The organism is Bradyrhizobium sp. Ken01 (assembly GCF_055807355.1).
Window position 1 is genome coordinate 119,584 of sequence record NZ_JBVVPC010000004.1, and the last position, 12,530, is coordinate 132,113.

The 12,530-nt window shown below is 64.3% G+C and carries 9 protein-coding genes; all 9 read left to right on the plus strand.

Going from position 1 to position 12,530, the window contains the following annotated elements:
* Window positions 1-41: 41 nt before the first annotated feature.
* Window positions 42-1,007, plus strand: a complete 966-nt coding sequence (locus AC0L3S_RS06130; RefSeq protein WP_473278438.1) for a sensor histidine kinase — start codon at window positions 42-44, stop codon at window positions 1,005-1,007.
* A gap of 208 nt (window positions 1,008-1,215) precedes the next feature.
* Window positions 1,216-2,952: a putative bifunctional diguanylate cyclase/phosphodiesterase gene (locus tag AC0L3S_RS06135; protein WP_473262303.1), complete on the plus strand. Its 1,737-nt coding sequence runs from the start codon at window positions 1,216-1,218 to the stop codon at window positions 2,950-2,952.
* 237 nt (window positions 2,953-3,189) lie between these two features.
* Window positions 3,190-4,356 carry a substrate-binding domain-containing protein gene (locus AC0L3S_RS06140; protein ID WP_473278535.1) on the plus strand — a complete coding sequence of 389 codons (1,167 nt, stop codon included), beginning with the start codon at window positions 3,190-3,192 and terminating at the stop codon, window positions 4,354-4,356.
* Between the two features lie 221 nt (window positions 4,357-4,577).
* Entirely contained in the window at window positions 4,578-5,354 is a 777-nt protein-coding gene (locus AC0L3S_RS06145; protein WP_473278439.1) for an ABC transporter ATP-binding protein, read from the plus strand.
* Window positions 5,351-6,073, plus strand: coding sequence for an ABC transporter ATP-binding protein (locus AC0L3S_RS06150; protein ID WP_473278440.1), 723 nt, complete (start codon window positions 5,351-5,353; stop codon window positions 6,071-6,073). The genes AC0L3S_RS06145 and AC0L3S_RS06150 overlap by 4 nt, the downstream gene beginning before the upstream one ends.
* Window positions 6,070-7,080 carry a branched-chain amino acid ABC transporter permease gene (locus AC0L3S_RS06155; RefSeq protein ID WP_027566072.1) on the plus strand — a complete coding sequence of 337 codons (1,011 nt, stop codon included), beginning with the start codon at window positions 6,070-6,072 and terminating at the stop codon, window positions 7,078-7,080. Before AC0L3S_RS06150 ends, AC0L3S_RS06155 begins: the two co-directional genes overlap by 4 nt.
* Window positions 7,077-8,162: a branched-chain amino acid ABC transporter permease gene (locus AC0L3S_RS06160; protein WP_473262311.1), complete on the plus strand. Its 1,086-nt coding sequence runs from the start codon at window positions 7,077-7,079 to the stop codon at window positions 8,160-8,162. Before AC0L3S_RS06155 ends, AC0L3S_RS06160 begins: the two co-directional genes overlap by 4 nt.
* Before the next feature lie 136 nt (window positions 8,163-8,298).
* On the plus strand, window positions 8,299-11,409 hold the full coding sequence (locus tag AC0L3S_RS06165; protein ID WP_473278441.1) for a bifunctional diguanylate cyclase/phosphodiesterase: 3,111 nt from the start codon (window positions 8,299-8,301) through the stop codon (window positions 11,407-11,409).
* A 1-nt stretch (window position 11,410) separates the two neighbouring features.
* Entirely contained in the window at window positions 11,411-12,466 is a 1,056-nt protein-coding gene (locus AC0L3S_RS06170; RefSeq protein ID WP_473278442.1) for a sensor domain-containing diguanylate cyclase, read from the plus strand.
* Window positions 12,467-12,530 lie beyond the last annotated feature (64 nt).

Genomic DNA, 12,530 nt, shown 5'->3' on the forward strand with positions numbered 1-12,530 from the left:
GACCGCTCGATTGTCGAACGCATATCGCGACCGGACTGCGCATGGGGAAGCTGATCGACGAATTCCGCAAGGGCTGGCAGGGCGTGGCACCGCCATCCCTCGGCCTGAGCCTTGCGTTTGCGGTCGCCTGCCTGCTGGTTGCGACGCTGGCGCGCTGGGCTCTCGCCCATGTGCGGCCCGACGTCTATTTCACGCCGTATTTCCCGGCCGTGTTCTTTGCGGCCGCGTTCGGCGGCTTCCGCATCGGCATCATCACGGCGCTGGTCGGCGGTGTGCTCGGCGTCGTCGTGAATTTTGGCGATGCGCTTGCCGATAACGCGCGATTCGCGCTGCTGGCACTCTATTGGGCGGTCTGCGCGCTCACGATCTGGGGCGTCGAGCACTATCGCTCGCTCCTCGTCGAGCAGCGCCGGATTTCCAGACGCCTGATCGAGGAAGAAGACTACCGCAAGCTGCTGGTCGACGAGCTCCAGCACCGGCTGAAGAACAAGCTGTCGACGGTGCATGCCGTGCTGCATCAGGTGCTGCACGATCAGCCGCAAATCTGGGCCCGGATCGATCCGCGGCTGCGATCGCTTGCAGCGACCGACGATTTGATCTCGCGGATCGACAAGGGCGGCTGCGACATTCGCGACCTCCTGATCTCCGAACTCGGCCCTTATGGCCATGTCCGCTTCACGCTCAACGGCGACCGGCTGTTCCTGTCGCCGAAGCTTGCGGTCACGCTGTCCCTGATGTTTCACGAGCTCGCCACTAACGCGGGCAAATATGGCGCGTTTTCCGCGCCGCGAGGATTGTTGCAGGTGTCATGGACCGTCAGCGACGACCGCCTGACCGTGACCTGGGATGAAACCGAGGGCCCGAGTGTCGACAAGATCTCCGAGCCCGGGTTCGGCACCAAGCTGTTGAAGTCGGCGCTGTCGGCCTTCGACGGCAAGACGGAGGTCTCCTATCTCAGGACCGGACTTCATTGCACCATGCAATGCCGTATCCCCAAGGACGGTTAGACGCGGCGCAAACGAAACCCGCTCACGCGCGTCGTTCGCGGTTTCGCCGGACGCGTTGACGCCCTGTTAATGACGATGGGCTGCGCGCGTCGCATCGCCGCAAAACACCACCGTAATTCTCCGGACCCCTTAACCAAACTTAAGAGGGAACCGCGCAAGATCGCGGCCATTGCAAAAGCGCGCTGAAACAACAAGATTCATGACTTCTATGAACGACAACAAATATTCCGGCGCGAGCGAAGCCGAACTCGGATTTCTCAAGGAAATCGTTAGAATGCTGCCTGCCGGCCTGACCGTGCAGGACGCGCAAGGCGAACTTCTCCTGGTCAACGATGTCGCGGCCGCCCAGCTGGGCATTGACGGCAGCCGCCCCTCGCGCGATCTCGCGTCGCGCCTCGAAGCCTGCCGGCAGGCCCTGAGCTCCGGCCAGGCGGTCGTCGCCGAGGAAGCGCTCCACGACGGAGCCGCACGCCAGGTGCTGCTGACCACCCATCGTCCGATCCGTCTCGACGGACGCGAGCTGCTGATCTCGGCCTCCTCCGACATCACGGAGCAGAAGAATTTCGAGGACCAGCTGTTCCGCTCGGCCTATTTCGACGAGCTGACCGGCCTGCCCTCGCGGCGCGTGATCGAGCATCGCGCCGCCAGCCTGCTCGCGCAGGGGCTCGCCGGCGAGCGCTTTGCGCTCGCCTTTCTCGACGTCGACAATTTCAAGCACATCAACGACTATTACGGTCACACCGTGGGCGATGCCCTGCTGGTCGAGCTGTCGAAGCGGCTTGGACGCGGCTTGCGCGATTCGGACATGCTGTCGCGCATCTCCGGCGACGAATTCCTGCTGCTGCTGTCGCCGATCCAGAACCAGGAGGAAGTCGCCGAATTCATGCAGTCGACCCTGGAACGGCTGACGGCGCCGTTCTTCATCGACAATTCGGAAGTGTTCGCCTCAACCTCGGTCGGCATCAGCCTCTACCCCGAGCACGGAAGCAGCTTCGAGACACTGCGCCAGAATGCCGACATCGCGATGTACCGCATCAAGAATGACGGCAAGGGATCGGCGGCCTTCTTCGATTCCAGCATGGAGCGCGAGGCGCTGGCCCGGATGAAGATCGAGCAGTCGCTGCGGCAGGCCATCCTCGAGAAACGCTTCTGCTGCGCCTTCCAGTCCAAGGTCGACATTCGCACGCAGGAGGTGAAGGGCATCGAGGCCCTGGTGCGGCTGCGCGACGACGAGGGCGTGATCCAGGCGCCGGGCTCGTTCATCAATCTCGCCACCGAACTCGGGCTGATCGACGAGCTGACCCATCTCGTGCTCGCCGAGATCGTCAAGTCGATCGACCTGATCAACGAGACATTCGGTGCGGAAGCGACCATCAGCATCAACGTCGCGGCCAAGCAGGCCGGCAACCCCGAATTCATGCGCAGCTTTGCCCAGGCGCTCGACCACACCGGTTTTCCGCAGCGCTTCATGATCGAGGTGACGGAAGACGCCTTCGTCGCCAAGAATCATTTCCAGGCCGAGATCCTGCCGATGTTCCGCAAGCTCGGCGTCGCCATCTCGATCGACGATTTCGGTACCGGCTATTCCTCGCTCTCGGCGCTCGCCGACATCACCGCGGACGAGATCAAGATCGACCGCTCCTTCATCACCGATATCCATAAGCGTCCACGCAACCAGGGAATCCTGCGCGCAATCGAATCCCTGAGCGAGGCGCTCGGCATGACCGTGATTGCCGAAGGCATCGAATCCTACGAGGAGCTCGCCTACCTCCAGGCTGCGACCAAGATCCGCTACGCCCAGGGCTATTATTTCTCCCGGCCGATCTTCCTGGAGGAGCTGAAGCTCGCAACGCCCATCTCCAGCGAAGCACGCGCCAGCGTCACAAACCGCGCGACGCAACAGAACCGGCAGGGCTATTCCCGCGCGAACGGATACCGGCGGTAACCCGGGCCTGATCGTTCCTTTTCAGAGCTTGAGCAACCCGTTCCACGGGTGAGGTCGACAATCGCTTCTGCCGATTTCCTCGGCGGAAGCGATCCGGCGCGGCCGGACCGAGACAGTATCACACACGCCGTTCCCGTGGTTCGCCGGAAGGTGGAATTGCAATGTCTGCGTGGTTGTGCAAATCGCTATGGCCAAAGCATTTCATCAGGAGGGACCACCGTGCGTCGATCACTCGTCATGGCAACCACCATCCTCGCCCTCGCCGCGGGCACCTCCGCACAGGCCGACGATCTCAAGGTCGCGCTGATCTATGGCAAGACCGGTCCGCTCGAAGCCTATGCCAAGCAGACCGAGACCGGCCTGCAGATGGGTTTTGAATACGCCACCAAGGGCACCATGACGCTCGACGGGCGCAAGATCGTCGTCATCACCAAGGACGACCAGGGCAAGCCGGATCTCTCCAAGGCCGCGCTCGCGGAAGCCTATCAGGACGACAAGGTCGACATCGCGATCGGTACGACCTCGTCGGCCGCCGCACTCGCGATCCTGCCGGTCGCCGAGGAGAACAAGAAGATCCTAATCGTGGAGCCCGCGGTCGCGGATCAGATTACCGGCGAGAAGTGGAATCGCTACATCTTCCGCACGGCGCGCAACTCGTCGCAGGACGCGATCTCGAACGCGGTCGCGATCGGCAAGCAGGGCGTCACCGTCGCGACGCTGGCGCAGGACTACGCCTTCGGGCGCGACGGCGTCGCAGCCTTCAAGGAGGCGCTCGGCAAGACCGGCGCGACCCTCGCCGCCGAAGAATATGCCCCGACTTCGACCACCGACTTCACCGCGGTCGGCCAGCGCCTGTTCGACGCGCTGAAGGACAAGCCGGGCCGCAAGGTGATCTGGGTAATCTGGGCCGGCGCCGGCAATCCGCTGGCGAAACTCCAGGACATGGATCCGAAGCGCTACGGCATCGAGCTGTCCACCGGCGGCAACATCCTGCCGGCGCTCGCCGCCTATAAGGGCCTGCCCGGCATGGAAGGCGCGACCTATTATTTCTACGCGATCCCGAAGAACCCGGTAAATGACTGGCTCGTCGCCGAGCACCAGAAGCGCTTCAACGCACCGCCGGACTTCTTCACCGCGGGCGGCTTCGCCGCCGCGATGTCCGTCGTCGCCGCCGTCACCAAGGCGAAGTCGACCGACACCGAGAAGCTGATCAGCGCGATGGAAGGCCTGGAGTTCGACACGCCGAAGGGCAAGATGATGTTCCGCAAGGAAGACCATCAGGCGCTCCAGAGCATGTATCACTTCAAGGTCAAGGTCGATCCGAATGTCGCCTGGGCCGTGCTCGAGCCGGTGCGCGAGCTGAAGATCGAGGACATGGACGTTCCGATCAAGAACAAGCGCTGAGTTTTTTGACTTCACCTCTCCCGCTTGCGGGAGAGGCCGGGAGAGGGCTCTATCCTCTTGGGGTTCTCGATTGCCGAGACACCCTCTCCCATAGCCGATGCTCCGCATCGGCGTTCTTTCAAGAACGGCGGCCGAAGGCCGCCTGTGCCTCCCCCGCAAGCGGGGGAGGGGGCGCAGCGCGGCCGCTGATACATCTCATTTCATCATTTGCCAGATCGTCCATGACGCTGACCCTCGAAACCCGCGACCTCACCATCCGCTTCGGCGGCCATGTCGCGGTCAACAGTGTCACCTGCAGCTTCCGCCCGGGCGAACTTACCGCGATCGTCGGTCCGAACGGCGCCGGCAAGACCACTTATTTCAACCTGATCTCCGGTCAGCTCCGCGCATCGAGCGGCAGCATCCTGTTCGACGGCACCGACATCACCCAGCATTCCGCGCCGATGCGTACGCGCGCAGGCCTGGGGCGCGCCTTCCAGCTCACCAACCTCTTTCCGAATCTGTCGGTGGAGGAAAACGTCCGGCTCGCCGTGCAGGCCGCCGACGGCACTCACTACGATATGCTGCGGCCCTGGATGGTCCGCCGCGATCTGATCGCCCGCGCCGATGCTATCCTGGATCAGGTCGCGCTCGGCGGCCGCCGTGGCGTCGCCGCGACCGCACTGTCGCATGGCGATCAGCGCAAGCTCGAGGTCGCGCTGATGATGGCGCTCGAGCCAAAGGTCTTCATGTTCGACGAGCCGACCGCAGGCATGAGCATCGACGAGGTGCCGGTCGTGCTGAACCTGATCGCGCAGCTCAAGCAGGACAAGAGCAGGATCATTCTGCTCGTCGAGCACAAGATGGACGTGGTGCGATCGCTCGCCGACCGCATCATCGTGCTGCATAACGGCCAACTTGTTGCGGACGGCCCGCCGGCCGAAGTGATCGCGTCGCCGATCGTGCAGGAAGCCTATCTCGGCGTCGCGCCGAATAAAGTTGGAGGGAGCGCAGCATGACCGATCTGTTGAAGCTCTCCGGGGTGCACACCCATATCGGCCGCTATCACATCCTCCAGGGCATCGATCTCGCTGTCGCGCAGGGGCAGACCACGATGCTGCTCGGCCGCAACGGCGCCGGCAAGACCACGACGTTGCGCACGATCATGGGCCTCTGGCAGGCCTCCTCCGGCGAGATCAGCCTTGCCGGCGAGCGCATCGAGAGCCGTACGACGCCCGACATCGCGCGGCTCGGTGTCGGCTACGTGCCGGAGAGCATGGCGGTGTTCTCCGACCTCACGGTGAAGGAAAACCTGGTGCTGGCGGCGCGCGACGGGCCGCTCGACGACGCCCAGCTCGACTGGATCTTTGGCTTCTTTCCGGCGCTGCGCCGGTTCTGGCTGTCGCGCGCTGGAAGTCTCTCGGGCGGGCAGAAGCAGATGCTGTCGATTGCCCGCGCCATTATCGAACCGCGCAAGCTCCTGCTGATTGACGAGCCGACCAAGGGACTGGCTCCGGCGATCGTGATGGCGCTGATCGAGTGCCTGAAGGAGATCAAGCGCAAGGGCGCCACGATCCTTCTGGTCGAGCAGAATTTCTTTGCCGCCCGCGAGCTCGGCGACGACGTGCTGGTGATGGACAACGGCACCATCGTCCATCGCGGCGAGATGGCGGCCTTGGCCTCCGACGTGCCGCTGCAGGAGCGGCTGCTCGGCCTCAGCCTGGAGACGCATCAATGACCGAGCTCGCCGCAACCGATCCGCTGCCGAAGCCGAAGCGTGACATCGCGCCGATCCTGCTACCGATCGCGGTCGCCCTGGTGATGATCCCGCTGATCGGCTCGCCCAGCACCTGGCTGACGCTGACGGCCGCGAGCCTCGCGATGGGCATGATGATCTTCATCATGGCCTCCGGCCTCACGCTCGTGTTCGGCCTGATGGACGTGCTCAATTTCGGCCATGGCGCCTTCATCGCGGTCGGGGCCTATGTCGCGACCCTGGTGCTGGCCCCGTTCGCGGCCTCCCTCCAGGCGGATTCGCTGTGGATCAACCTCGCGGTGCTGGCGCCGGCGGCACTGCTGTCGATGGCGGTCTCCGGCGCGCTCGGCCTCATCGTCGAGCGGGTACTGATCCTGCCTGTCTACGGCCAGCATCTGAAGCAAATCCTGATGACGACGGGCGGCCTGATCGTCGCCGAGCAGACGCTCTATGCGGTGTGGGGGCCGCAGATCATTCCGACGCCGCTGCCGACGTCACTGCGCGGCTCCTTCATCCTCGGCGATGTCGCGATCGCGAAATACCGCGTGCTGGCGACGCTGATCGGCCTCGCCGTCTTCATCGCGATCCAGCTCGTGCTCAACCGGACCAAGCTCGGGCTTCTGATCCGCGCCGGCGTCGAGAATCGCGAGATGGTCGAGGCGCTCGGCTATCGCATCCGCCGCCTGTTCCTCGGCGTGTTCATGACGGGATCGGCGCTGGCCGGCCTCGGCGGCGTGATGTGGGCGCTGTATCGCGAGCAGGTTCACGCCTCCATGAGCGACGACCTCACCGTCCTGATCTTCATCGTCGTCATCATCGGCGGCCTAGGCTCGATCGGCGGCTGCTTCATCGGCGCGATCCTGGTGGCGATGATTGCCAATTACGGCGGCTTCCTGGTGCCGAAGCTCGCCCTCGTCTCCAATATCCTGCTGATGGTCGCCATTCTGATGTGGCGGCCGCGCGGCCTCTATGCGGTGACCAGCCGATGATGATCCTGTCAGGCGACCCGCCGCGCAGCCGCGTGCTCACGCTCATTCTCGTCCTCATCATCCTGGCGCTGCTGGCGACGCCGTTCCTGTTCCCCGGGGCGAAGGCGCTGAACGTCGCAGCCAAGATCTGCGTCTTCGCCGCGCTGGTAGCTTCCTACGATTTGCTGCTCGGCTATACCGGCTCGGTTTCGTTCGCACACACCATGTTCTACGGGATCGGCAGCTACGCGATCGCGATCGCGCTGTACGGGATGGGCCCGAATTGGGGTGCGGTTGCAACCGGCATCGTGGTCGGCCTGCCGCTTGCTGCGCTGCTTGCGCTTGCGATCGGACTGTTCTCGCTGCGGGTGGCCGCGATCTTCTTTGCCATGATCACGCTCGCGGTCGCATCCGCCTTCCAGGTGCTGGCCTCGCAGCTGTCCTGGCTGACCGGCGGCGAAGACGGGCGCAGCTTTCAGCTGCCGGAGCTGCTCAGGCCCGGCACGGTGCTGATCTCCAGGAACGTGCTCGGATTCGAGCTCAACGGCCGCATCCTGACCTACTATCTGGTGTTCGCCGTCTCTGCCCTGATGATCCTCGCTTTGCTGCGGGTGGTGAACTCGCCGTTCGGGCGCGTGCTGCAGGCGATCCGCGAAAACCGCTTCCGCGCCGAGGCGCTCGGCTTCCGCACCGTCTTCCACCTGAGCTACGCCAACTGCATCGCCGCACTGGTCGCCGCCGGCGCCGGCATTCTCAATGCACTGTGGCTGCGCTATGCCGGCCCCGATACCTCGCTCAGCTTCTCGATCATGCTGGACATTCTCCTGATGGTCGTGATCGGCGGCATGGGCACGATCTACGGCGCGATCATTGGCGCCACCATCTTCATCCTCGCCCAGAACTATCTGCAGGCGCTGATGGGCGTCGCCTCCAAGGCGGCTTCGGAAGCCGGTCTGCCGCTGCTGCCGGGGCTGTTACATCCCGACCGCTGGCTGCTGTGGCTCGGGCTGCTCTTCATCGCCAGCGTCTACTTCTTTCCGACCGGCGTGGTCGGGCGGCTGCGCAATCTCGGCGGCGACAAGAGCGCGGGCAGCTCGCATTAACACGCGATTCATGATGCAGCGCGGCAGCTCGCTGGACACGACTGCGATCGCGCAACGGGATTAACGCTCAGGTAACTGGCTTTCCTAAGCTTTACGCCATTTGTGTGCTGTATTCCTGTCCCTCCAGGGAGGGGGAATGCGCCAGGTCTTTGCAGGAATTGCAGCCGGAATGTTCCTAGCCGCGAAGCACGGCTGGGAGGCAGCCGTTCGGCGCGGACCGGTGCTGTGGCTCACTTTGTGCGGCGTGTTGCTGGTCGCCGGGATCTTCGCCGTGACCGCCATGGCCGTCGGCGAATTTCGCGAACGTACCCTGGCCAACCGCGAGCGCGAGCTGGAAAATACGGTGCAGCTGATCGCGCGGCACTTCGATCAGCAATTCGAAGATTCCGACGTCGTCGCCGCCGATGTGATCGGGCAGATGAACCTGCCGGAGATCAGTTCGGCCGCGATGTTTCGCGAGCGCATGTCCGGGCCCGCGACGAACCAGATGCTGCGGAGCAAGATCAGCTCCGTGTCTTACCTCGGCGACATCGCGATCTACGATGCCGACGGCGAACTGATCAACTGGTCGCGGGCCCAGCCGCTCCCCAAGATCAACATCACCTCGCGCGGATACTTTCAGACGTTCAAATCCAATCCGACGGCCGAACCAGTGATTCTGGAGTCGGTCCGCAGCTTCATCATCGGAAAATGGACCACGGTCGTCGCGCGCCGGCTGAACGGCGCGGACGGCAGCTTCTATGGCGCGCTGGTCCGCCGGATCGATCCGGACAGCTACCAGAACTATTTCGCATCCGTTGCGCTGGCGGAGGGCACGGCGATCTCGCTGTTCGACCGCAATGGCAGGATGCTGTCGCGCTACCCGCATGTCGAAGAGCTGATCGGCAGGGACTTCAAGGACGCGCCGCTGATGCGCAAGATGCTGATCGAAGGTGGCCGGCACACCCTGCGCGTCAGGGGCCCGATCGACGGCGACGAGCGCCTCGGCTCCGGGGCCTCGCTTTCGCATTTCCCGCTGATCATCGTCGCGACCAACACCACGAGCGCGGCGCTGGCCGACTGGCGGCAGCAGACCGGTTTCATGGTCACCACCGCCGCGCTTTCGGCAACCGTGATTGCGCTGATCCTGTTCCTGATCGTTCGCCAGATCAACCGGCAGAACCGCGAGGCACAGCAACGGCTGGAGGCTGAACGGGGGCGGCTCGACACCGCCTTGAACAACATGTCGCAAGGGTTGATCCTGTACGATGCCGCCGGATACATCGTCACCTGCAACCGCCGCTACGCCGACATGTTCGGCCTCTCTCACGACGTCATCAAGCCCGGCTGTCACATCCGCGAGGCGATGTATCATCGCAAGGAGCGCGGCGCGTTCGAAGGCGATGTCGAGGCATTTTGCGCCGACGTCATGAGGATCGTCGCGGAGGGCACGGTCTCCACGAGAACCCATCAGTTGCCGAGTGGCCGAGCTTTTCAGGTCATCAATACTCCGCTCGCGCAGGGCGGATGGGTGGCCACGATCGAAGACATCACCGAGCGCCGCAAGCTGGAGCAGGAACGCGACCGCAACTACATGTTCCTGCGCGAGATCATCGACCACATCCCATCGCAGATTACGGTGAAGGATGCTCAAACGCGGCAATATCTGCTGGTCAACCGGACCGCCGAAGAGCAATTCGGCCAATCGAGTGAAAACATCGTTGGCAAGACTCCCTTCGACATCTACCCGGATGCCTCCGCCAGGATCGTCACCGACGACGACAGCAAGGCGCTGAAGTCGGGCGAAAGATTGTTCAAGGACGAACATGCCTGGCAGAGCCAGGCCAAGGGGATGCGCTACATCACCTCGACCCGGATCGGAATCCGCGATGAATCCGGCGAGCCGCGTTACCTCATCAACGTCGTCGAGGATGTCACCGAAGGGCGGCGCGCCGACGAGAAGATCGCGCATATGGCGCATTACGATGCGCTCACCGACCTGCCCAACCGGACGCTGTTCCGCGAGCAGATCGAGCGCGAACTGGAGAAGATCGGCGGCGGCAATCAGTTTGCGCTACTCTATATCGACGTCGACGAGTTCAAGGGCATCAACGATTCGCTCGGCCATCACGTCGGCGACGAGCTGTTGAAGGGGATCGCGGCCCGCATCCGCGGCTGCCTCGGACCGGGCGACCTGATCGCGCGGCTCGGCGGCGACGAATTCGCGGTAATCCAGACCGGGATCAAATCATCCGCCGACGTGGTGTCATTCGTGACGCGGATCTTCGAGGCGATCCGCCGGCCCTATCACTGCTTTGGCCATCAGCTCTCCACCGACGCCAGCATCGGCATCGCCATGGCGCCGCAGGACGGCACCGATCTCGACCAGCTCATCAAGAATGCCGATCTCGCGATGTACGGCGCCAAGGCCGAGGGACGCCGCACCTACCGCTTCTTCGAGCCGGAGATGGATGCGAGCGCCAAGGCGCGCCTGAGCCTGGAGCAGGATTTGCGGCAGGCCCTCGTGAACGGCGGTTTCGAGATCCACTATCAGCCGCTGGTCGACCTGCGCACCAACGAGGTCTCGGGCTGCGAGGCGCTGCTGCGCTGGCGGCATCCCCAGCGCGGCATGGTGTCGCCGGCAGAGTTCATCCCGATTGCCGAAGACACCGGCCTGATCAACGAGCTCGGCGACTGGGTGCTGCGCATGGCCTGCAACGAGGCCGCGACCTGGCCGGCGCATGTGCGCGTCGCGGTCAACGTCTCGCCGGTACAGCTCAAATGCTCCACGCTGGCACTGCGGATCGCCGGCGCGCTCGCGGATTCCGGACTTGCCCCGTGCCGGCTTGAGCTCGAGATCACCGAGGCCGTGCTGATCCGCGACGACGAGGCGGCGCTCTCGATCCTGCACCAGCTCCGCGCCATCGGCGTGCGCATCGCGCTCGACGATTTCGGCACCGGCTACTCCTCGCTGAGCTATCTCAAGCGCTTCCCGTTCGACAAGATCAAGATCGACCGCTGCTTCGTCGCTGATATCGCCGAGGCGAGCGGCGCGCCCGTGATCGTGCAGGCGGTGGTGAACATCGCCGCCGCCAGCAACATGACCACGGTCGCGGAGGGCGTCGAGACCGAGGCGCAGCGCGAGATGCTGCGCGCGCTCGGCTGCACGGAGATGCAGGGTTATCTTTTCAGCAAACCGAAGCCGGCCAGCGATGTGCGAAAGCTGTTCGGCCCAAACCATGCCTTGCCGGTGGCGGCGGTGGCCTGAGATGGCGATGCCGGGGAAAGCGCCAGCCAAGACGGTCGACGTTGCGGATTCCTATGCCGTGCGGCTGATGCAGCATCTGGTGGTGCCGACCTTCGTGATCGACCCCAAGCGCCGCGTCGTGATCTGGAACAGAGCCTGCGAGCGGCTGACCGGCGTCGCCGCCTCCGAGGTGATCGGCACCAATAAGCACTGGCAGGCCTTCTACGAGACCAGGCGCCCTTGCCTCGCCGACCTCGTCGCGCTCGACCGCCCGGAGCAGCTGCCGGAGTTCTATTCGGAGTATGCCGCGCGCGGCCATAACGGGCTCGGCTTCAGCGCCGAGAATTGGTGCGTGATGCCGAAGCTCGGCAGCCAGCTCTATCTCGCCATCGACGCCGGCCCCATCCACGACGAGGCCGGCCATCTGATCGCGGTGGTGGAGACTTTGCGCGACCTTACCGATCAGAAGCGCGCCGAGATGGCCCTGAAGGAGCTCGCCAGCAAGGACGGGCTGACCGGCCTGTCGAACCGTCGTGCGTTCGACCAGATGCTGATGAGTGAATGGGCCCGCGCCCAGCGGACGCAGAAGCCCATGGCGCTGCTGTTCGTCGACGTCGATCATTTCAAGCTGTTCAACGACCGCCACGGCCATCAGAGCGGCGACGAATGCCTGCGCGCGGTCGCGTCCGTCGTCAGCCGCTATGCCGTGCGCCCGCTCGATCTCGCCAGCCGCTATGGCGGCGAGGAATTCGCGCTGATCCTGCCGGACATGGATTGCGATCTCGCCTGCGCCATCGCCGACGAGATCCGCTGCGCCGTGATGGCCTTGCGGATTGCCCATGGTGCCATCGGGGCCGGCGACCACGTCACCCTCAGCGTCGGCGTCGCCAGCCACGTTCCCGGCGAAACCGACGGCAGCCCCGACCGGCTGCTGGGCGCCGCCGACCAGGCGCTCTATGCGGCCAAACGGCTCGGCCGCAACCGCATCATCTGCGCCGAACGGCTGCTCGCCGAGTTCGCCAAGCTCGGGCGGGACGGCGTGCCGGTTCCTGGCCGCACGGCCCGTAAATCAGCCTAGCCCAAATCAGCCTGGCGGGAGACGGCGGAAGCGGTTGCCCGCCCCTCGCCAATCGGCTAAATGA